At 58.8% G+C, this 21,430-nt stretch carries 22 protein-coding genes; 9 read left to right on the plus strand and 13 right to left on the minus strand.

The window, feature by feature from the left end; genetic code table 11:
- The first annotated feature begins 3 nt into the window (after nt 1-3).
- Complete coding sequence (locus tag A3OW_RS0115005) at nt 4-1,347, plus strand: glycosyltransferase family 4 protein (protein ID WP_020564268.1); 1,344 nt, start codon at nt 4-6, stop codon at nt 1,345-1,347.
- Complete coding sequence (locus A3OW_RS27500) at nt 1,344-2,327, plus strand: glycosyltransferase family 2 protein (protein ID WP_020564269.1); 984 nt, start codon at nt 1,344-1,346, stop codon at nt 2,325-2,327. The genes A3OW_RS0115005 and A3OW_RS27500 overlap by 4 nt, the downstream gene beginning before the upstream one ends.
- 6 nt (nt 2,328-2,333) lie before the next feature.
- Here A3OW_RS27500 and A3OW_RS0115015 read toward each other — a convergent pair whose 3' ends face one another.
- The 10 genes from A3OW_RS0115015 to A3OW_RS0115065 all read right to left on the minus strand — a co-directional run bounded on the left by A3OW_RS0115015 (nt 2,334) and on the right by A3OW_RS0115065 (nt 12,004).
- A complete protein-coding gene (locus A3OW_RS0115015) occupies nt 2,334-3,023 on the minus strand; it encodes a protein-methionine-sulfoxide reductase heme-binding subunit MsrQ (protein WP_020564270.1) in 690 nt (229 codons plus the stop codon).
- Between the two features lie 4 nt (nt 3,024-3,027).
- On the minus strand, nt 3,028-3,960 hold the full coding sequence (gene msrP, locus A3OW_RS0115020) for a protein-methionine-sulfoxide reductase catalytic subunit MsrP (protein ID WP_020564271.1): 933 nt from the start codon (nt 3,958-3,960) through the stop codon (nt 3,028-3,030).
- 4 nt (nt 3,961-3,964) lie between these two features.
- Nucleotides 3,965-4,375, minus strand: a complete 411-nt coding sequence (locus A3OW_RS0115025; RefSeq protein ID WP_020564272.1) for a DUF1003 domain-containing protein — start codon at nt 4,373-4,375, stop codon at nt 3,965-3,967.
- Entirely contained in the window at nt 4,372-7,095 is a 2,724-nt protein-coding gene (locus A3OW_RS0115030; RefSeq protein ID WP_020564273.1) for an MGH1-like glycoside hydrolase domain-containing protein, read from the minus strand. The genes A3OW_RS0115025 and A3OW_RS0115030 overlap by 4 nt, the downstream gene beginning before the upstream one ends.
- Before the next feature lie 114 nt (nt 7,096-7,209).
- Nucleotides 7,210-8,706: an FAD-dependent oxidoreductase gene (locus tag A3OW_RS0115040; protein ID WP_020564275.1), complete on the minus strand. Its 1,497-nt coding sequence runs from the start codon at nt 8,704-8,706 to the stop codon at nt 7,210-7,212.
- A 1-nt stretch (nt 8,707) separates the two neighbouring features.
- Nucleotides 8,708-9,526, minus strand: coding sequence for an SDR family oxidoreductase (locus tag A3OW_RS0115045; protein ID WP_020564276.1), 819 nt, complete (start codon nt 9,524-9,526; stop codon nt 8,708-8,710).
- 52 nt (nt 9,527-9,578) lie between these two features.
- A complete protein-coding gene (locus A3OW_RS0115050; protein ID WP_232422391.1) occupies nt 9,579-10,064 on the minus strand; it encodes a DoxX family protein in 486 nt (161 codons plus the stop codon).
- 16 nt (nt 10,065-10,080) lie between these two features.
- Nucleotides 10,081-10,851 carry an HvfC/BufC N-terminal domain-containing protein gene (locus tag A3OW_RS25140; RefSeq protein WP_020564278.1) on the minus strand — a complete coding sequence of 257 codons (771 nt, stop codon included), beginning with the start codon at nt 10,849-10,851 and terminating at the stop codon, nt 10,081-10,083.
- A complete protein-coding gene (bufB, locus tag A3OW_RS0115060) occupies nt 10,835-11,710 on the minus strand; it encodes an MNIO family bufferin maturase (protein WP_020564279.1) in 876 nt (291 codons plus the stop codon). Before bufB ends, A3OW_RS25140 begins: the two co-directional genes overlap by 17 nt.
- A gap of 9 nt (nt 11,711-11,719) precedes the next feature.
- Entirely contained in the window at nt 11,720-12,004 is a 285-nt protein-coding gene (locus A3OW_RS0115065; protein ID WP_020564280.1) for a BufA1 family periplasmic bufferin-type metallophore, read from the minus strand.
- A 417-nt stretch (nt 12,005-12,421) separates the two neighbouring features.
- Between A3OW_RS0115065 and A3OW_RS0115070 the strand changes: the two genes are divergently transcribed.
- Nucleotides 12,422-14,284, plus strand: coding sequence for a sigma-54-dependent Fis family transcriptional regulator (locus A3OW_RS0115070; protein WP_033412675.1), 1,863 nt, complete (start codon nt 12,422-12,424; stop codon nt 14,282-14,284).
- 181 nt (nt 14,285-14,465) lie between these two features.
- Nucleotides 14,466-14,729, plus strand: coding sequence for an STAS domain-containing protein (locus A3OW_RS0115075; protein WP_020564282.1), 264 nt, complete (start codon nt 14,466-14,468; stop codon nt 14,727-14,729).
- Between the two features lie 211 nt (nt 14,730-14,940).
- On the opposite strand, the gene gloB is transcribed toward A3OW_RS0115075, so the two are convergent.
- Nucleotides 14,941-15,705: a hydroxyacylglutathione hydrolase gene (gloB, locus tag A3OW_RS0115080; protein WP_020564283.1), complete on the minus strand. Its 765-nt coding sequence runs from the start codon at nt 15,703-15,705 to the stop codon at nt 14,941-14,943.
- A gap of 242 nt (nt 15,706-15,947) precedes the next feature.
- Between gloB and A3OW_RS0115085 the strand changes: the two genes are divergently transcribed.
- Nucleotides 15,948-16,163 (plus strand): DUF2905 domain-containing protein, encoded by a 216-nt coding sequence (locus tag A3OW_RS0115085; protein ID WP_020564284.1) that lies wholly within the window; start codon nt 15,948-15,950, stop codon nt 16,161-16,163.
- 58 nt (nt 16,164-16,221) lie between these two features.
- Here A3OW_RS0115085 and A3OW_RS0115090 read toward each other — a convergent pair whose 3' ends face one another.
- Nucleotides 16,222-17,553: a DEAD/DEAH box helicase gene (locus A3OW_RS0115090; protein ID WP_020564285.1), complete on the minus strand. Its 1,332-nt coding sequence runs from the start codon at nt 17,551-17,553 to the stop codon at nt 16,222-16,224.
- A gap of 198 nt (nt 17,554-17,751) precedes the next feature.
- Between A3OW_RS0115090 and A3OW_RS0115100 the strand changes: the two genes are divergently transcribed.
- From A3OW_RS0115100 to A3OW_RS0115115, 4 genes are all read left to right on the plus strand, one after another.
- Nucleotides 17,752-18,435, plus strand: coding sequence for a rhomboid family intramembrane serine protease (locus tag A3OW_RS0115100; protein WP_020564287.1), 684 nt, complete (start codon nt 17,752-17,754; stop codon nt 18,433-18,435).
- Between the two features lie 133 nt (nt 18,436-18,568).
- Entirely contained in the window at nt 18,569-18,895 is a 327-nt protein-coding gene (locus A3OW_RS0115105) for a hypothetical protein (RefSeq protein WP_020564288.1), read from the plus strand.
- 244 nt (nt 18,896-19,139) lie between these two features.
- On the plus strand, nt 19,140-19,859 hold the full coding sequence (locus A3OW_RS0115110; protein WP_026223634.1) for a DUF5765 domain-containing protein: 720 nt from the start codon (nt 19,140-19,142) through the stop codon (nt 19,857-19,859).
- A 170-nt stretch (nt 19,860-20,029) separates the two neighbouring features.
- Nucleotides 20,030-20,374, plus strand: a complete 345-nt coding sequence (locus tag A3OW_RS0115115) for a hypothetical protein (RefSeq protein WP_020564290.1) — start codon at nt 20,030-20,032, stop codon at nt 20,372-20,374.
- A 7-nt stretch (nt 20,375-20,381) separates the two neighbouring features.
- Here the strand turns inward: A3OW_RS0115115 and A3OW_RS0115120 are convergent, their stop codons facing one another.
- Complete coding sequence (locus tag A3OW_RS0115120) at nt 20,382-21,119, minus strand: hypothetical protein (protein ID WP_020564291.1); 738 nt, start codon at nt 21,117-21,119, stop codon at nt 20,382-20,384.
- Between the last annotated feature and the right edge of the window lie 311 nt (nt 21,120-21,430).

The raw sequence follows: 21,430 nt of genomic DNA on the forward strand, positions 1-21,430 counted from the left end.
AAGATGCGGATTTTGTTGACGGTTCATCAGTTCTTCCCGGCGTACGGCTCCGGAACCGAAGTGCTCACCCATTCGGTCGCGAAGGAGCTGCAACGCCGCGGCCACGAGGTGCGGATTCTTGCGGCTCATCCCGATCCGGCCGAACTGGCCGACGAGGAGCGGTTCGACGACTATCTTTTCGACGATATTCCGGTCTACCGTTTCCGTCATGCCTATCGGCCGATGGGCGGACAAAGCTCGCTGCTGGCGCTGAGTTACGACAACCGTCTGGCGGCCAGGGGCTTCGGGCGGATTCTCGGGCGATTCAAGCCGGACCTCGTGCATTTTTTCCATTTCAACCGGCTGGGCACGGGCCTGATCGAAGAAGCGGCAAATGCCGGCATTCCCGCCTATTTCACGCCGACCGATTTCTGGACCGTCTGCAAAACGGCGCAGATGGTCCTTCCGAACGGCCAAGCCTGCCCTGGACCTAGCCGCTACGCCGGCAACTGCATCAAGCATCTGGCGCTGCAACAGACCGGCGGAATGCTGGCCGCGGCCGTCGACCGGATTCCCGATACATGCATGGAGGGAATAGGCTATCTCGCCGGAAAAGGATGTCTGCCGAAAGGCGGCTACGGACGGGAACTGGCCGCCCTGAGCCTGCGCCTGGAAACCAACGTCGGAAGACTCAACCGTCTGCGGGCGCTGGTGGCGCCCAACCGGCTGATGAAGGACCTGCTGATCCGCTACGGCGTGCGGCCGGAGCTGATCGTCGAATCCGCCTACGGCATCGCCGACCGGCAGGGGATTTCGAGACCGGCCCGGAAAGCGCCGAGGCGGCCTTTCCGGATCGGCTATATCGGCACGCTGATCCCGCACAAAGGCTGTCACGTTCTATTGAAAGCCTTCCATGCGCTGCCGGAAGGGCAGGCCGTGCTCAGAATTTACGGCGATACCGGGCAGTTTGCCGATTATACGGCCGAGCTGAAGGCCATCGCGGGCGGCCGCCGCGACATCGAATTTCTCGGCACCTTTCCCAACTCGGCCGTCGCCGAAGTCATGGCCGAGCTCGACGCGCTGGTCGTGCCTTCGCTGTGGCACGAAAATACGCCGCTGGTGGTGTACTCGGCCCAGGCGTCCGCCTGCCCGGTCGTCGCTTCCGATTGTCCGGGCATCGCCGGCTACATCGAAGACGGCAAAAACGGCCTGCTCTTTGCGGCAGGCGATGCCGAAGCCCTGGCTTTGCGGCTGCGTCGTCTGATCGACGAACCCGGACTGACCGTCGCGTTGAGCGCCCAGGCCAAACCGCCCAAATCGACAGCGGTTTACGTGGACGAGCTCTTGGCCGTCTGGGGACGCTCTTGAAGCCATCCGGGCAAGCTCACTCCGCTCCGGGCGTTACCGTTGTAATCGTCAACTGGAACAGCGGCGATCTGCTGAAACGGTGTCTGAGCGCTCTGGCCCGGCAAACGGTGCCGCCCGACAAAATTCTGGTCGTCGACAACGGCAGCCGCGACGGCTCGGCCGAAGGCGCCGGGCAATGGCCGAACGTCGAGCTGCGCGAAATGGGACGCAACCTCGGCTTTGCCGGCGGCAATAACGAGGCGTTCAAGGACTGCGCCACGGACTTTGTCGCCTTGCTGAACCCCGACGCCTTGCCGGAGCCCGACTGGCTCGAAAAACTGCTCGCCGCCGCCCGTCTCCACCCGGAGTTTGCCGCTTTCGGCTCCCGGCAGATGGCGGCGGACTCTTTCGACGTTCTGGACGGCACCGGCGACGTCTATCATCTCAGCGGCAAAGTCTGGCGGCGGGGCAAAGGGCAGCCTTACCGGAAACAGGACGAGTTGCCGTGCGAAATTTTTTCCCCGTGCGCCTGCGCGGCCTTATACCGGCGCGAAGCGCTGCTGTCCGTCGGCGGCTTCGACGGCGACTTTTTCTGCTACGTCGAAGACGTCGATCTGGGCTTCCGCCTGCGTCTTGCCGGTTACAAGGCGCTCTACGTGCCCGACGCCGTCGTGCATCACGTCGGCTCGGCGACCACCGGCGGACAGCACAGCGATTTTTCGGTGTATCACGGTCACCGCAATCTGGTCTGGACCTTCGTCAAAAACATGCCCGGCCTGCTGTTCTGGGGGTTGCTGCCGTTGCATATGTTGCTCAACCTCGTCTCGGTGGCCTATTTTGCCTTGCGCGGACGGGGACGGGTGATGCTGAAAGCCAAACGCGACGCGCTTAAAGGGTTGCCCCACATGCTGCAAAAACGGCGCGCGATTCAGCGGGTCCGGAAAGCGTCGACCCTGGGCATCTGGCAGGCACTGGATAAAAGCTGGCCGCCTTTCCGCTGATCCGGTTTAATCGTGAAACGGCGTCAGGCGATCCCTCAAGTAATCGATGCCGCAAATTAGGCCCGCCGCCAGCCGGTCCATGACCGGTCTTATAAAATTCACGGCCGGAGAGATCAGCCGAATGCCGAGCAGTACGCCCAGGATCACGGCGAACGTCAGCGGTTCGGAAACGTCTTTCTTGACCAGCCACCAGTAATGCACAACGCCGCCGGCGGCAATCGGATACACCAGGCGGTGCAACCATTTCCAGCGTTTGCCGCCCAGCCTGCGGATCATGCGATCGGTCGAAGTCACGGCCAGAGGCATCATCAACACGAAAGACGAAAAACCGACGGTGATGTAGGGTCGCTTGACAATATCGGCAAGGATTGCCGGGAAGTCGAAAAACTGGTCCAGTGCGAGATAAGTCAAAAAATGCAGGCTGCCGTAAAAAAAAGCGAAAAGACCCACCATGCGCCGCATCCGCACCGGCCAGTTCCAGCCCGAAAGCTTCCTCAGCGGCGTCACGGCGAGCGTGATCATAAGAAACGCCAGCGTCCAGTAACCGGTCGAGCGGGTGATCTTTTCGATCGGGTTGGCGCCGAGACCGTCCAGACAGGCGCCCGCGACCAGATTGGCCAGAGGCGCCAGCGCCAGAATGAACAGCCCGGTCTTCAGGCGGGCCATCGTTTTATTGTTCGGTGATTTGTGAGTCATAACATTAAAAATTTTTAATCAGATCCATGCCGGCGTAAAGATGCGCCACCTGCTCGGCATAGCCGTTGAAAGGCAACGTGTTCCGTTTGAAAAATTCGCCGATGCGCCGCTCCTTGGCCTGGCTCCAGCGCCGATGGGGGACGTCGGGATTGACGTTGGAATAAAACCCGTATTCGTCGGGACCGGCCTCGGTCCAACTGGAAATCGGCTGCATTTCGACGAAACGGATTTTGACGATCGACTTGGCGCTTTTGAAGCCGTATTTCCAGGGCACCACGATGCGCACGGGAGCCCCGTTCTGGTTGGGCAGGACTTCGCCGTAAAGGCCGACGGTCAATAGAGTCAACGGATGCATCGCTTCATCGATGCGCAGTCCTTCCCGGTAAGGCCAGTTCAGTACGGACGAGCGTTGCCCGGGCATTTGCTCCGGGTCGTGCAGACTGATGAATTCGACGAATTTGGCGTTGCCGGTCGGTTCGACCTGTTTGATCAGCTCGGCCAGCGGAAACCCGATCCAGGGTATCACCATGGACCAGCCTTCGACGCAGCGCATCCGGTAAATCCTTTCTTCCAGGGGCGCCATCTTGAGAATCCGTTCGATGTCGAATACGGCGGGTTTGTGTACTTCGCCTTCAACGGCCACCGTCCACGGCCTGGTTTTCAGACGGCCCGCGTTTGCCGCGGGATCTTCTTTGCCGGTGCCGAATTCATAGAAATTATTGTATTGGGTGACCTTATCGTAGGGAGTCGACTCTTCCGATCCGGCATAATTCGAGGATTGGGCCACCGCCAGTTTTTCTCCCGCCAGAAGCCCCGAAGGCCAGATTGCCGCGGCCGTAACGCCGGCCGACCATTGAAGAAATCTGCGCCTGGAACAGTACAACTCGCGCGGCGTAATCTCAGCCGATTTTATTTTTGTTTGAGCAGGATGGATCATGGCTTCAATCTCCTTGAGGGTTTATGTTACTAAGTCTCTCCAGGTGCCTTTCCAGTTCCACAAGTTTCCGGCAAGTCCGGACGATCACCTCGCCGTCCGTTTCTGCGCGTTTTTCCGAACAAGCCGTCTGACCGTTCCGGCTGATCCATACAAAACCGGCAATCAGGATGGCTTCAATGGAAAGCATGATGCCCGGCAGGCTGTAAGGATATTCGTCGAAACGGTTAATCGGACTGGACAGCTCCGGATTCTGGACGATCCAGAGTATAAACCAGACCAGAGGCAAAGTAATGAAGTAAGGATTGCCGCAGAATGCGGCGTGCTCGGCATTCTCGCCGCCGCAACACGGACAGACGGCGATGCCGGCGCTCCTTTCGGGAACGCCGTTTCGAGACATGGAAACGGCAGCGTTCATGAAGGCTTTCCTCCGTCAACAAGAGATAATAAGGGATGCGCTTCAGCCCCGGTATCAAAGCCGGCGATGTCGTAACCGTGGCAGCGCATGACCAGATTGGCCAGAAGTCCGGTCCAGCCGGTCTGATGCGATGCGCCGAGGCCCAGACCGTTGTCGCCGTGAAAATATTCGTAGAACAGCAAGTGGCCGCGCCAATGGGGATCGGATTGCCAGGGGCTGTCCGCCGCAAATGCCGGCAGCCGGCCGTCCGCATCGGGCCGGTAGAGCTCGGTCATGCGCCGCGCCAGGCAGTCGACGATCCGGCTCAGGGTCAGCTCTTTTTCGCCAAGATCGGGCGCGGCGACGGTAAAGCCGTCTCCGAGAAACCGGTAAAATTTTTCCAGCGCCAGCATCAACACGTAATTGGTCGGCAGCCAGACCGGCCCGCGCCAGTTGGAATTGCCGCCGAACAGGGCCGAGTTGGACTCGCCCGGCACGTACTCGATCAAAGCCTGTCCGATGCCCGGCAAGACGCCCAGATCGCGGCGTTCGGCGTGGATGCGGCTGACGCTGCGGATGCCGTAAGGCGACAGAAATTCCCGTTCGTCGAACAAACGCCGGATAATAGACGGCAGCATCGTATGATCGACCAGCGACAAGAGATGCTCGCCGCGCTCGTTTTTGTGCGCCGGGCAGGCGCAGATGGCATGGCCGTGAAACACGCCGCCTCCGTGCCGGTCAAGCAAGGCACGAAAGCGCGGCACCTTCCCGAGCAGACGCTCGTCCACGACCTCGCAGGCGAACAACGGAATCAGCCCCACCCACGAGTACACGTGGAGCCGATGATAACGTCCGTCGGGCGCCACCAGCAAGTCCTTGAAGAATCCGTCTTCCGGATCCCAGAGCGAAACCCCGGTGCCGGTATGGCCGCCGATGGTATTGGCGATGTTGAGAAACTGTTCGTAGGTCTGGATCGCCGTATCTTCGTAATCGGGGTCTTCGACCGCCAGCTCCAGCGCCATCACGGTCATGTTCAGCGCGAACATCGCCATCCAGCCGGTGGCATCGGACTGCTTCAGCGCGTAGCCTTCGGGCAAGCGCAAAGAGCGATCGAAGACCGAGATGTTGTCCAGCCCCAGAAAACCGCCTTCGAACACGTTGAGCCCGTCCTTGTCCTTGCTGTTGATCCACCAGGCGTAATTCATCAACAGTTTATGAAAAACCCGCTGCAGAAAATTGCGATCGCCCCGGCAGCGCTGCTGCCGCTCCATGCGGAACACCTGCAGTGCGCCCAGCGCGTGCACCGGCGGATTGACGTCCTCGAACGCCCATTCGTAAGCGGGAATCTGGCCGTTCGGATGGAAGTAGGTTTCCTTCAGAAGCAGCTCGATCTGGTCCTTGGCGAAGTCCGGATCGATCAGCGCGAACGCCATGCAGTGAAAAGCCAGATCCCACGCCGCAAACCAGGGATATTCCCAGGTATCGGGCATCGACAGCACGTCGCCGGCCCGAAGATGCGTCCAGCACCTGTTACGGCCGGACTTGCGGCGGTCCGGAGCCGGCACGCGGTCGCCCTGCAGCCAGCGCAATACGTCGTAATGGAAGAACTGTTTGGACCAGATCATGCCGGCCATGGCCTGGCGAAAAAGGCGCCGATCATGTTCGTCCGCTTCCGGCAGAATACTCTCATAAAAGCAGTCGGCTTCTTTAAGCCGCCGTGCGAATACCGCGGCGGCGCCTTCGAAAGGATCGCTTTCAAGGCCGGCCGTAAGCACCATATCGATGCGGCGCATGCCGCCTGCGGGAACGGTCAGCACGGTCCAGGCGGCGCTTTTGGTGCCGGTCAGCGCCGGATTCACGGCTCCGGTCTCGCCCTCGATCACGCGGCGATGAAACCCGTCTTTGACGAAGGCCGATGAATCGGCGCAGCCCCACAAGCGCCGGCCGTTGCTTTCATTCTCGGTAAACAGAAGCTCGGCCGGTTGCAGGCCGTGCAGCCGATATTCGCCAAGGTGCGGATGCGAGGACTTGATCGTCCAGGCGCCGCTTTCGGGATCTTCCCTTTCTAGGCAAGGCTTGTCCGATTCCGCCGCTTGCCAGCTCCAGGTGTTACGGAACCACAAAGTCGGCAGCACGTGGAGAACCGCATCGTCCGGGCCGCGATTGAAGAGGGACACCCGGATATGGATTTTATCGGTCGCGGCCTTGGCGTATTCGATGGCGACGTCCCAGTACCGGTTGCCGGCAAACACGCCCGTGTCGAGCAGGCTGAACGGCGGGTCGTGCCGGCTGCGCCGTTGGTTTTCCACCACCAGTTGCCGATACGGATAGGCGGCCTGGGGGTATTTGTAGAGATATTTCAGATAACTGTGGCTCGGCGTCGCCTCGTCGTAAAAATAATATTCCTTGACGTCTTCGCCGTGGTTGCCCTCGGCGCCGGTCAGGCCGAACAGGCGCTCCTTCAGGATCGGATCCTGGCCGTTCCACAGCGCCAGGGCGAAGCACAGCCGTTGTTTTTCATCCGAGATGCCGCCGAGCCCGTCCTCGTTCCAGCGGTAGACGCGGGAGCGGGCCTGATCGTGAGAAAAATATTCCCAGGCCGAACCGTCCGGACTGTAATCTTCCCGGACCGTGCCCCAGGCCCGTTCCGCCAGATAAGGCCCCCACAGACGCCAGTTTTGCCTGCCCAGCCGTTGATTTTCAAGCCGTTGCCGTTCTGGGTCGATGCTGTTAAAGATCATGGTAATACTCCGCTGTTCTGATTAGGATCGGAATTGCCTTGTCGCCTTCCGTCGAATCGGGACCGGCCGGAACATCGCCGATCCCGCGCCCAAAGTCATCGAATGGACAGCCGGTCATGCCGGAATTCTCCCGGCGATGTGATCGGCCGTACGTAAGGCCCAGGCATAAATCGTCAAGGCCGGATTGACGCGGCTGCTGCGCGGCAGGATGCTGCCGTCCACGGCATACAGGTTATCCAGACCGTGAACTTTCCCGTTGCGGTCGACCACGGAGCGGGCCGGATCCTCACCGGCCAGCAGGGTGCCGCAGGCATGCGCCGTGCCGGCCAGAGGCACGGATTGGATGAAGCTGAGGCAGCCCGCCCCGCGCAATGCCCGGCGGAAACTCCGGATCATCCTTTCATGCTCCAGCATCAACTCGGGAAACCGTTCGGGATCGTAGTCCAGTTTCGGCCAGCGGGCCTCGCCGTTGCTTCCTGCCGCATAAATCCGGTTATCCGCATCCGAACCGTCCTCGGTCTGCAGAAAGAAGCCATAGGCGCGCGCTGCCAACGGCCGTGCCATCCGCCTGGGCAGAAAGCCCGGAATCAATGCGCTCAGCACGTCCTCGCCGAATCCCAAAGGCTGAATACTGCCGTGCGGAAACTCGTCGTTCAGCCACAGAACGGTTTTCCGCAGCCTGTCGCTCTTTTTTCCGGGCGACAGCGCCATCATGGCGGTCAGCAGATGACGTTTGAAATAACGTCCGACGCTTTTCGCACAAGGCAGCCTCGCCGCCAGACCGTGGAACTCGAGATAATCCTGCAGCAGCCTCGGCGAATGCAGGGCGCCGGCCGCCAACACGACGCCGCCCGCCCGGCAGTGCCGGCCGTCTTCGAGCTCGACTCCGGCTATCCGGAGCGGATCGGACGGGTCGGCGATCAACCGGGCTACCACCTGGCCGGTGATCAATTCGAAATTGCCGGCTCCCTGAATTTGTTTCAGAAAAACGTGTTCGCCGTCGGCTTTCAGCCCCCGGCACGAAGCGAACCCGTCAAAATGGCTGACTTCGTGGGCTTCGCCCAGAATGGCCGGCTTTAACGCCAGCGGCAGAGGCCGGCTGCGCCAGCCGCTCTCTTGCCGATTGACTCGGTCCAGCAAGTTTTTCAGGTCCGGTTCGACGTCGAAACAGCGCACTCCAAGCAATGCTTCGGCCTCGGCGTAGTAAGGCTCCAGATCCCGGTAGGACAAGGGCCAACCCAGGCATTTAAAGCCCGTCTGAGGTTCGAATTCGCTGCGGTCGAACCGGAGCAGGGCCGCTCCGTACCATTTGGTTTTCCCGCCCAGGTTGAAATATTCTTCCGGGACAAAGCGCCGGTCGTTTCTGTCCAGCCAGGGCTCCTTGCTCTTGAAGACTCCGCTTTCGATCACTTTTCTGAAATCGAGAGTCGAGCCGTCACTCGGCAGAGCCTTCCCCTTTTCCACCAGCAGCACTTTTTTTCCGGCTTTGACCAGACGGTAGGCGGCCGCACAGCCGCCGGCGCCCGAACCGATGACGATAACGTCGTAATTCACCGGAAACGCCTTAATCTGACCTTGCCGTTCATACGGAAGCCTCGAGACGCTGTCCATCTCATCCTCCGCCTTCAAAGCCCGGATACAATGTCATGCCGCCGTCGACGTACAAAGTGGCGCCCGTGACATAGTCCGACTCGTCGGAAGCCAGCCAGACCGCCGCTCTGGCAACGTCTTCCGGCTCGCCGATGCGCCGGTACGGAATCAGCTTCAGCAGAGCCTCGACTTCTTCCTGCGTATCCCTGGCCTCGTAATTGATCGGCGTCTTGATCGCGCCCGGCGAAATGCCGTTCACCCGGATTTTATGCACGGCCAGTTCCTGCGCCAGCGTTTTCATCAGCATGCCGACGCCGCCTTTGGACGCGGCGTAATTGGCATGGCCGGCCCAGGGGATGACGTCGTGCACGGAAGACATGCAGATGATTTTCCCCGTCGACCGGGAAAGTTCCGGCACGCGGCCGCGCCGGAGAAACTCCCGGGCCGCCTCCCGGGCGCAAAGAAACTGACCGGTCAGATTCACCTCGATGACCTTGTTCCATTGTTCCAGGCTCATGTCGACCAGGGCGGCATCCTGCTGCAAACCGGCGTTGTTGACCAGAATGTCCACACTGCCCCAATGTTCCACGGCCGTCCGGAACATGGCTTTGACCTGATCTTCCCGGCTGACGTCGGCTTCGAAGACGATCGCATCCCCGTCCCTGCCGCGAATACGGCGAGCCAGGGTTTCCGCCTGATCCAGCCCCGACAAATAGTTGATGACGACCTTGGCGCCGGCATGGGCCAGGGCTTCGGCGACGGCCGCTCCGATGCCGGTATTGGCGCCGGTCACGATGGCCCGCTGGCCGGTCAGGGGCCGATAATCGTTAGGAATGTTCATACAATGGCTTCCTGTTAAGATCGATGGAATGAAGCCGGACGCTCTCGGGCGGTCAACGGCCGTTATCGAAAAAATGTTTGCCGATCCAGTAATCCAGCGACAATTTGCCGGGTCCGTGCAGCAGGGCGGCCAGCAGCATGAGGCCCCAGACCTTGTGCTGCTCGAGCCCCGCCGCGCCGAGATCGGGATAGGAAATCACCGCGACGACGTTGTAGCAGAACAGGACCAGCGCGGCGAACCGTCCCGCCAGTCCCAGGGCCAGCAGCACCGGAAACACCAGTTCGACGAAAGTGCCGAGCCAAGCGGCCGCGTCCGGCGGCAGCAGAGGGACGGCGTATTCGTTTTCAAACAGATAAAGGGTACTGTCCCAGGTTTGAATTTTTGTCGTGCCCGCCACCCAGAAGGCATAGGCTACCCAGACTCTCAATAACAGATCGGCGACGGGCGCGGCAAAATCCAGCCAGGCGATCACTTTTTTCAGCTCTCCCGCCAGCAAGGCCGTGCGGGTTGCAAATGGAGTATACATAGACGTATTCATTGGCATATCCTCTTGGTTAAACCGAATAAAAACCGGTGAAAAGCCCTTTCTCGAAGCAGAACCGAAGCGTTTCCGCCACGTCGAACCCGGGATCTTTCCGGCACGCCTCCGAAACGGCCTGCATCAGCGGCAGCCCCGACTGCAATCCGGTCAGAAAACGGCATCGGCCGACGTCCAGCGTCTCCATCGCCACCGCCCAAACCGGCCGGAACACCAACAGCCGGCAGCCGCCCTCGTTCAGGTCGATCGGGCCGTCGTCGGGACGGTCTTCCTGATTGGCCCGCCAGATGCGCTCAATCGGATAATCGGAAGCCAAAAGGCGCACCGCCGGATGCAGCCGGAAGCCGAGGCGGCCGTAAGACGTCTCCGGAACCTGCGCCAACGCGTCGGCGTTAAGCCCGACGCCGTCCGCTTCGTGGTAAGCCTCGTGCCGATACCACTCCAGCCTCGCCGTATCGGCAAGGTAAGGCAGACCTCCGGCAGGCCGATAGCTTTCCAGAAATTCCGGAAACTTCCGTCCGAAGGTCAAAAGACAGCCCGAACGGGGCGGATGCCGGCGGACATAATCCCGGCCGAGGCGCAGGAAAAAATCGCCGCCGACCAGTTTGTGGATCACGGGATACACGCCGCAGAGCGCTTCCGTCAGACCCTGCATCGTATTGTTGCGGTAGATCGCCAGCCGCCGGGCCGGCTCGATTCCGTTCGACCGGACGCCGAACGGAACACTCTCCTGCTCTTCGAACACGAAGCCGGTAAATTCCCGCTGCAATTCATGCAACCTGTTCATACCGGCCTCCCATCAATGCTTGCGCTTTCGCCGCTTCCTGCAGCAGAACGGCCAGCGGCGGCAGATCGGCATCCCATTCGATCAGCACCGGCTTAGGTCCCATGAGCCGCAGGGCGGCTTCATACAGGCGCCAGACGTCCTCGCAAACCGGACGATCGTGCGTGTCTATCGCGATTTCCCTTCCCGCCCAACGGTTAACGGCGTGCCCCGCCAGATGGATTTCCAGGACGCGTTCGGGCGGAATGCGGCGAAGATAATCCAGAGCGTTCCTGCCGTGATTCCGGCAGGACACGTACACGTTGTTGATGTCGAGCAGAATCCCGCAACCCGTTCGCCTTGAAAGTTCCGACAGAAACTCGCATTCCGCATAGGTCGAATCCAGGTATTCCAGATAACTCGACGGATTTTCGAGCAAGATCTGCCGGCCCAGAAACTCCTGTACCCGGTCGATGCGCCGGGCCAGATGGCCAAGCGTCTCGTCGGTGTAGGGCAAAGGCGACAGATCGTTGAGGAACACGCCGCCGAACGAGCTCCAGGACAGATGTTCCGACACCAGCCCCGGCTCGATCCGGTCGACCAGACGCTTTAGCCTCTGCAAATGCGGCCGGTCCAGGGCATCCGTCGAACCCAGCGACATGCCGACGCCGTGCAGGCTTATGGGATAGTCTTCCCGGATCTTTTCCAGAAAGAACAGAGGCTCGCCGCCCCGCCCGAAATAATTTTCGCTGTGCACTTCAAACCACGCCGCTGCCGCCGGTCTTTGCTCGAGAATTTCCTGGTAATGCGAAGGCCTCAATCCGATTCCGGCCGAAGCCGGAACCGACGTGCGGGCGCGAGCGGAAGGGATGGGCTGCGCCATGGCCCGCTCCTATTGGGCTTCCGCCCGGGAAGCTTCCAGACGGCCGCCGACGATCCGCTCGCAGGTTCCTTTCGGCAAAGCGATAAAAGCATCTTCCTGGCCGTCCTTTAAAGAATGGCCGGCGCAGGCATTGGACAACGTCTTGCAATCGTTTTTGCCCGCCTGGGCAACGCCGTAACATTTTTCAAGGTCTGCCTTTTCCGCGGCCAACGCCGAAGAAGAGAAGCCGCCCACGGCGCCGGCCGCGATAACGGCCGCCAGAGAGGTGGTGATGAGGCTTTTTACGTTGTTCATGAGTTTTCTCCGTTAGTGATCAATTTAAGGGAACCCCGGTTTTAAACCGGGCAAACAAGATAAAGCAACGGCTGTGCCAATCCGGTTAAAACTGCCTTTTTTAGCTTAAATACAATGGCTTGCACTAATACTTACGACTCAAATCCAATGCCCGGATGTATTTCGAGCCGCCATTTGTCGTGGCCGCCGCAAATAATTGCGGGTTGATGTCCGGCGGGTTAAAGCATAAGATGAATCGAAAATCCTTACGGTTGTCCGAACGGTCTGCATGATCCCATGGACCGTAGGAAGCCGATGCCCCGATTCCCTGAACAAAAAGAGCCTACGGCTTGTTTTTTATTTTTATTTCCCGGGTGACGCTCGATGCTGAACAGTTCCACGGACCTTTTTTCCTCCGTCCTCGGCCCGGAACCGGTCATGGATAAAGTGGAACCGGAAGTATTGCGGGCCATTGTGGAAGGCACGGCGCAGGCGACCGGGGAAGAGTTTTTTCATGCGCTGGTCGGCAACTTGAGCCTTGCGACCGGAGTGGCCAACGCGTTTATCGCCGAATTCGCCGAGTCGAAGTCCAGGGTCAGGACCCTGGCGCTCTGGATGAACGGCGAATTCGTCGAGAACCGGGAATGGGATCTGGCGGGCACGCCCTGCGAGGACGTCGTTCAGGGACGGCTGTGCCATCATCCCGTCGGCGTCTGGAAACGGTTCCCCAAAGAACAGGGCGTGGAAAGCTATCTCGGCGTTCCCTTGATGAACAACGACGGCGAAGTGCTGGGGCATCTGGCGATTTTCGACGAGCGTGAGATGCCCCCAGCTCCGGGGCTTCTGTATACCTTCAAAATATTCGCCGCCCGAGCCTCGGCCGAACTGAGCCGGCTGCGAACCGCCGAACAACTGCGGCTCAGCGAGCAGCGTTTCCGCGACCTGTTCGACGAAGCGCCGATCGCCTATGTTCACGAAGACCTTGAATCGAGGTTCATCAGCGCCAACCGGGCGGCGATGAAGATTCTCGGCATTACTCCGGAGCAGGTTCCGGGCACCGTCGGCCTCTCGTTCATTCCCGATACGCCCGATGCGCAGCGGCGGGTCAGGGAGGCTTTCGCTTCGGTGGGCCGGGGCACCGACACCAGCGGCGTGGTGCTGGAACTTCGCCGGCGGGACAACGGCAAGCCGGTCTGGATCCAGTGGTGGTCGAAGCCCGATCCCGGCGGCCAGTACACCCGCACGATGTTCATCGACATTACCGAACGGGTGCTGATGGAACAGGAACAAGCCCGGCTCAGGGCGCAAAACCAGTATCTGCAGGAAGAAATCAAGGCCGTCCATAATTTCGAGGAAATCGTCGGACGCAGCGCGCCGATGCAGGCGGTGCTGAATTACGTCCGCCGGGTGGCGGCCACCGACGCCTCGGTGCTGATTCAGGGCGAGTCGGGAACCGGCAAGGAATTGATTGCGCGCGCGATCCATTCGGCCAGCAAACGCCGCGATAAGCCGCTGATCAAGATCAATTGCGCGGCACTGCCCGCCGGCCTGGTCGAGAGCGAGCTGTTCGGGCATGAGAAAGGCGCCTTCACCGGCGCCATCGCCAAACGCACGGGCCGGTTCGAGCTGGCCGACGGCGGCACCATTTTTCTCGACGAAATCGGAGAAATTCCGCTGGAAACCCAGGTCAAGCTGCTGCGCGTGCTTCAGGAGCGGGAATTCGAACGCGTCGGCGGCCACGCGCCGATCAAGGTCGACGTGCGCGTCATCGCCGCCACCAACCGCAATCTCTTGCAGGCGGTTGCGGAAAAAACCTTCCGGGACGATCTCTATTACCGGCTCAACGTTTTTCCGGTGTTCACCCCGCCGTTAAGGGAGCGAACCGAAGACATTCCATTGCTGGTGTCCTATCTGATCAACAAGTTTTCCAGGCGGCTGGACAAGCGTGTCGAAGGCATCGGCGAGGCCTCGCTGCGCCGCCTGCACGCCTACCACTGGCCCGGCAATATCCGGGAACTGGAAAACGTCGTCGAACGCGCCATCATTCTTTGCGACGACCCGATCCTCGAAATCGATTCGGGCCTGCTGCCCGGATCGGCTCCGGCCGCCGGAATTCCGCTGTCCATGCCGGAAGACGGCCGGCTGGAAGCGGTCGAAAAACAACACATCGAAGCCGTGCTGGAACAGACCGGCTGGATCGTCGAAGGCGAAAAAGGCGCCGCCAGGATACTGGGCCTGAATCCCAGCACGCTCCGCTATCGGATGAAAAAACTGAACATTGCCAGAGAATCCCGCCAATAGTTGCAGAGGCCGTCAATAATTGAGGACAAGCGCTGCCGAAAGACTCTCCTTACAGACGAGTTGGAACCGATAAGGTGACGAAAAAACAAGCGATTGTTCTTTAATTTTATTCAACCGGGGCACCTGGCATGCATTTCGCCTGTCGATTGTTATGTTATGAACGATAGGAAACCAGACAATCATGCTTAAAATTACTTCCGTAGAGAATGCGTCGGCCGAAAGACTGCTGGTCGTCGAGGGGCGTTTGGTGGGTCCGTGGGTCAAGGAACTGGAAACCGCCGTCAGCGGCCTAGGTACGATACCCGGCTGCATGTACATCGACGTCGCCGCGGTCAGCTTCGTCGATACCCGAGGCATCAGGCTGCTGCACCGGCTGATGAACCAGGGCGTGGTCCTGCAGTCCGTCTCTCCGTTCGTTCAGGAGCTCTTGAACATGAAGCCTTGAATGGCAGTGGTAGGGTACGCACCGCGTACCTTTATCAAGACATACTGAATATCAAGCTCCTAATGGTACGCGGTGCGTACCCTACCACTACGATAAGGAAGACCTGCCCGGTTTTGAAACCGGGCAGGTCTTCTACGGCCCAGCCCCCTAACAGTTGGAACCGTCCACGATACCGGCATCGCCCGAATCCTTGCCTGTTGCCGACAAGCGCTCAAAAACGGTCCTTCAGCCGCCGGGTTTCGGCAAAAACGTCCATCGGCGGCCGCCGGCTCATGCCGACGTGTTTTTGCAATTCCGGGCTGTCTTCCCGGAAAAACGGATTGGTCGCCAGCTCTTCCGCCACGGTGGTCGGCACGGTCGGCCGGTTTTGCCGCCGCAGCCGTTCGACCTCTTCCATCCGTCTTTGCAGCGCGGGATTTTCGGGCTCCACCGTCAACGCAAAGCGTCCGTTCGCCTGGGTGTATTCGTGAGTGCAATAGATCCGGGTATCGCCGGGCAGGACTTTCAACTTCTGTAAAGAATGCCACATTTGTTCGGCGGTGCCTTCGAACAGGCGGCCGCAGCCCATGGCGAACAAGGTGTCGCCGCAAAAAAGCAGCCGGTCTTCGGCAAAATGATAAACGATGTGCCCCCGGGTGTGGCCGGGCGTGAACAGGATGCCGGCCCGGTGCCGGCCCAGCGAAACGGTATCGCCCTCCCGAACGGCGCGGTCGATGCCGGGAATCCGGTCCCGGTCTTCGTATCCCCCGATGATCGTGCAACCGGTCTGCTGTTTGAGCTCCAGATTGCCGTTGACGTGGTCCCAGTGGTGATGCGTATTGAAGATGGCGGTCAGGCGCCATCCCTTGCGCTCCAGAAACTCCAGCACCGGCGGCGCCAGCGCCGGATCGACCGCGGCGGTTTCCAGAGACGCCGGATCATGAAGGATATGGATGTAGTTGTCGGTCAACACCGGCAGCGAAACGATTTCGAGCATGACAGCCACCCTTGAAAAGCATTAAAACAAAGCATTGGACATTGTTGTTTCCGGCCCATCTTATCTCGTTGCTATCCGAACCCCTTCTTCGATATACCCAGCCGGAATACGCTGTCGGCAACGATCGATAGGCGTCTTTTTCGTTACGCCGTGGGCGCAATTTAAATAAAATGCAGTCATTCGCCTGATTCCCCGATCTAATCAATTTAAAACGTAATCAACCGGACAGAGGAGAGTGTCTTATGACCATTGGCAAATTACTGACGTCGATCGGCCTCGTTTTGATCGTCGTCGGGCTGATTTTGACTTATGCACCGGGCCTTCTGAACTGGTTCGGCCGGTTGCCGGGCGATATCCGTATCGACAACGAAAAAAGCGTGGTATTCATTCCGTTCGTGTCGATGCTGATCGTCAGCATCGTCCTGAGCCTTCTGATCAATTTGTTTTTGCGGAAATAGGCGGGCATTTTGCTGGGCAAGGCCGAAGAGCATGAAGGCATGTGCTCCGGATTGGCCGTCATTCCGCCGCTGACTCCGGTGTCTTGCGGCTGGGCGCCCGCCGTTTTCCGATATTTTTCGTATCCCTGTGCCTTTTTTTGATTTTTTCGGCCACAGCTTTTTTCACGGCGGCCGGCTTTTTGCTGCCGGCCGCCTTTCCGGAAGCCTTTACCCGTTTCGGCCCCTGATAGGCGCCCTCCAGTTCCTTGATGGTCCGGCGCTGGCAACGCTGTTTTAAATACCGCTCGATCGCCGCCATCAAATTCCATTCGCCCGGACCGACCAGCGTGATCGCGCGGCCGGTTTCGTCGGCGCGCCCCGTACGGCCGATGCGGTGCGTATAATCGACCGCATTTCTCGGCACGTCGAAGTTGACGATCAAATCGATGCCCGCGACGTCCAGACCGCGTGCGGCCAGGTCGGTAGCCAGCAAAACGGAAATCGCGCCCTCGCGCAAAAGGGTCATGACCCGGTTGCGGTCTTTTTGCTCCATTTCGCCGTGAAGAACGCCGACGCGCAGCTTTTGCCCCCGCAACGGCCCCTGCAGCCGTTCGGCCTGAAGGCGGCTGTTGGCGAAGACCAGCGCTTTATCGTAAGGCTCGTTCAGCAACAGCCAGGCCAGCAGTTTTTGTTTGTGCACCGGATCGTCGGCGAGCACGATCTGCTGCTCGATATGGGCGTGCGCCTCGTGCAGGGTGTTGACGGCGACGATCTCTGGAGCCTGCAAAATCCGGTCGGCGATCCCCTTGACGCCCCGGTGATTGAGCGTAGCCGAAAACAGCAGGGTTTGCCTTTCGGGATTGCAGCGGCCGACGATGGCCAGCACCTCGTCGCTAAAACCCATGTCGAGCATGCGGTCGGCCTCGTCCAATACCAGCATGCGCAGGCGGCTTAGGTCGGGCGTGTCCTGGCTCGCCAGCTCCAGCAGGCGTCCCGGAGTCGCAATGATCAGGTCCGGCTTTTGCCGAAGCCGTTTCTGCTGGCTTTTGAAATCATCGCCCCCCGTGACCAGTTCTGTCCGGAGCCCGGTCCATGCCGACAATTGCCGGCATTGATCGTAAATCTGGCGGGACAGTTCGCGGGTGGGCGCCAGAATGAGCGCGAAAGGGCCGGCCTTCCCGGCGGCCTCGGCCAACGCACGGTGCAGCACGGGCAGCAGAAAGGCGGCGGTTTTGCCGCTGCCGGTGGCGGCGCTGACGCAAAGATCCTTATGGACCAGGGCCGGCGGAACGGCCTGTTGCTGCACGGGCGTGGGAGAAGCCATTCCGGCTTCATCAAGCGCCTTCAACAAGGACGGATGCAAAGACAGCGCGGAAAACGAAAGCGGCCGGTCGAAGGTTTCGGTTTGCATGTATGATTAAAATTGGAGAAAACGGGGTAAAGCGCGTTATTGTATCCCAATTCCCGAAGGCCGGGCCCGGTAAAAACGATTTACAGATGCATGAATTGCCATTTAAATTTATGATGTTAAGCTAAGTCGACGAGCATCGGCCGGATTCGGATCGATTTCCGGCGCGCCTCACTGCAACCGGGTAACCAAGAAGGAACCATGATACCGATTCGAGATACCGCTCCCTGCCATTCCCGACCTGTCGTCACTTGGTCTTTGATCGTGGTTTGCACGGTCATTTTCATCGTCATGCAATGGCTACCCTACGAGGTGAGCTACCGGCTCATCCATTTGTACGGCATGGTGCCGCTGCGTTATTCCAATCCGGATTGGGCCCTGGCGCAGGGTTTGCCGTTCGACGGCTATCTCTCCTTCCTGACCAACCTGTTTTTGCACGGCAACTGGCTGCACCTGATCACCAACATGTGGTTTTTGTGGATTTTCGCCGATAACGTGGAAGACCGCATGGGGCGGGTTCGTTTTCTGATTTTTTATATCCTGTGCGGCCTGTTCGCGACTTATCTACAGTGGTATTTCGACCGGACCCTGGAGATTCCGGTCGTGGGCGCGTCCGGCGCCCTGGCCGGCGTGCTGGGAGCCTATTTTTTTCTTTACCCCATGGCCCGGGTGATCCTGCTGCCGATCCCCTTCATTCCGTTCATCTTCAACGTGCCGGCCATTGCCTTTTTGGGCATATGGGTCATCATCCAGTTGCACAACGCCACCACGTCGGTGGTGTTCAAGGGAGTCTCGGTCGACGTCGCCTGGTGGGCGCATCTGGGCGGTTTCATAGCCGGCATTCTGCTCTACCGTTATTTCATCAAACCACAAGCCGAGGAATAAAGATGGATCAATCGGCCGGCTTTCGATATAATTGCCCCAATAAAATTCGGGACTTATCGGCCATTACCCTGCGGCCGAACGTCTTTCTTTGTTTAAACGGGACTTGAAATTCTCTCAGGAAATTGAAAGGTATATGAAAAAAGTTAACGTCGCGTTGGTCAGACTGCTTCAGTTTGTCGTTTTTGTGGTATTCACATTCGTCGTCATCACTTATTTCGGAGCGATGGTGTTATTGCCTCTGGATGCCGTAGCCCTGCTGATCAAATTGATGGGTCTGGTGGGCCTGCACGGTTTCATCGGCGCCGTCATCGCCGTTCCGGTGATCGGCTATCTGGGCATGATCGTCTACAAGACTCCCGGACTTTGCAAAATGATCGTCGACACCGGCATCGACCTGGCTAAAATCGGCAAGGCCAAAGTCGAAGCTTTCAATGAAATTGTTAACGCGGTAAAAGCCTGATCCAGTCATTCCGAATCTCCTGCCGAAGCCGCCTTCTTTCCGATTCGGCTTTCCCGGCGACACCGCGATTTTATTAAAGGCGTGCCGAATTTTCCTCACGCCTTTTTTAACGATTGAAATAGGAACAGCCGCTCTTGAACGGCCATTGTTTCTCCAGAATCTGAAACAACAATTAGAATAACTGTCTGCCGGCTGCAAGGCCGGCGTCTTCTGTCGATCATCGTTCAAAATTATAGGATTAGCTATGTGTTTTAGTGCAAACATGTCGCTGGGGCTGGGCATTATCGGCTTTGCCGCCTCGGGAATCACTTTTCTCGACAAAGAGGAAGCGTTTTGGGTCAGAACGGCGCGAGCTTATGCGATCTTCCATTTTTCGCTGATGGAACTCATCCAGTATTTCGCCTACCCCGTCGCCAACGAGTGCGGTTACGGCACCAATCTGTTTCTCAGCGAGCTGTCGACTTACCATATCAGCCTTCAGGCGCTCGCGATCATGCCGGCGCTGGCGACCTACTCCTCCGACCCGACCGCGCTGAAACGCGCCTTTCAACTCGGTTTGGCGCTGAGCGGACCTTTCCTGATTTTTACCTTTCTGCCGAAAGAATGGCAATTGGGCTCAATTCAACCGAACTTCATCGGCAACATGATCGCCTGCCTGTTCATGGGCAAATACCATATCGGCTACTCCATCCCCAGCGCCTTCGGCCTGGCGGTTACCTGGGGCTCCCTGTTCGGTTTGGCGTTCAGCGGCTTCGTCTGGAAAAACAACTGGAAAATCGCCAGCTACCACTGCGTGATGGCGCTTCTGACGCTGTTCATGCCGCAATGGCTGTTCGGCGTCAGCACCGGTGAAGCGGCCGCGATCTACTGTTTTTATTCGATTCCGATCACCGCGAGCTTCATGCCGTGGTTTAAAAAGTTTTTCATGGCGCAGCCGGCGGCTCTGGAACGGCAGTACGTCTGACCGGAAAAAACGCTCAAGCTCTTTGAAGCCGGGGACGGGCCTTGTCAATCTCCGGCTTTTCTTCTCTCGATTCCGCTTTTCCTTCTCGCCGGCATTAAATCAACGCCCCCCCTTGCCAGCGCGAACATTTTGGTGAACAATCCGCTCCAAAAAGCCTGGAGAATCCTGTCATGACCGAAACCACCCGCTGGAATCCCGACAAACCCTTCATTATTACCGCCATCTGCGTCATCGGCCTGATCAACGCCGTGCAGATGCTGAACCTGATCCTGTCGCCGATGGCGAAACAGGCCGGCGCCGTTTATCCGATCTATTTTTCCGGCTCGGTGGCGATCAGCCTGATCTGCCTTATCGGACTGTGGCTGCTGAAGCGCTGGGCGGCGCTGCTGTATTCGGCGGTGTTGATCATCAACCAGCTCGTTCTGGTGGCGATGGGTTACTGGGAGCTGACCGCGGCGATCATCCCGGCCGCGATCATCCTGCTGTTGTTCAAGCATCTGGACAAAATGGCTTGAGTGGTCGTTAGGCTCTTTTGAAGCCGGCAAAGGCGTTCTGCCAGGCGGCCGGATGGGTCACTTCGAAACGTTGCGCCGCCGACTCAAGAGATGAAAGCAAGCCCCTCAGCTCGGCCTTGACCGTCGAAGTGCAGCCGTTGACGAGGATGGCGGGCTGGTACCGTTCCAGCCGGTCGATAAACTCTTCCCTGCATTCGGGCCACAGCGCCATCCACACCTTGTCGCGCAGGTTCTTGACCAGGCTTTCCTTGTGGATGTCTACCAGCGAGGCCTGATATTGCACCGGATTCACAAGGCAGAAGCTGTAGTCGTGATCCCGGTCCAGCACCAAGCCAAGACTCATCAGAATCGGCAGCACATGAGTCGGAAAGTACACGAAGATATTGCGGCCGGAAGCGCCGAGCGCGGGACCTGCAGCGACCTGGGCGGAGTATTCGTCCTTGTGGGGCGACTCCAGCAAGAGAAGGATCTGGTTCGGCCGCCTTTTCGGCTCTTGATCGAATTGATTCGAAGCGAATCTGGACAGCGCATGCCCGCCCGGAGCGGTAAAGCGCCACCCGCCGTTTTGAAAGCGCAAGTCGTACCGGTGCGCATCCCGGACCACGCGCTCATCGCTGAAGAACGAGTTTTTGACGACCAATTCGTCGTCGGTATTGTCAAGGTAAGGCGACGATACCTGAAACAGCTTTTCTTCCTGTTCGTTAAGATCGACGCGGAGTCGTTTTTGCTTGAATTCGAGGATCATGTCGCGTCCCCCTGAGTTGACCAAACGCTCGAATGCCGGGCGTGAGCCGAAAAATTGCAGCTTTAAAAACCTGATCCTCTGAATTTATTAGAGACCGGGCGATTACAAATACGACCCTCGCCATTGGCTTTTGTTCGCGCCGATTCGTAACAACGGAATCGTTAACTTCAATTCGCACGAGGTTGATGCTTGACCGCATCCTGCGATGTCGAACAATCGTAGGGTACGCACCGCGTACCTTTCTTGCTGTTTGATTCATGAGTAAAATTTGAAAATGGTACGCGATGCGTACCCTACCAGGCTTTGTGCAG

It is taken from the genome of Methylosarcina fibrata AML-C10 (assembly GCF_000372865.1).
In the GTDB taxonomy this organism is placed as follows: domain Bacteria; phylum Pseudomonadota; class Gammaproteobacteria; order Methylococcales; family Methylomonadaceae; genus Methylosarcina; species Methylosarcina fibrata.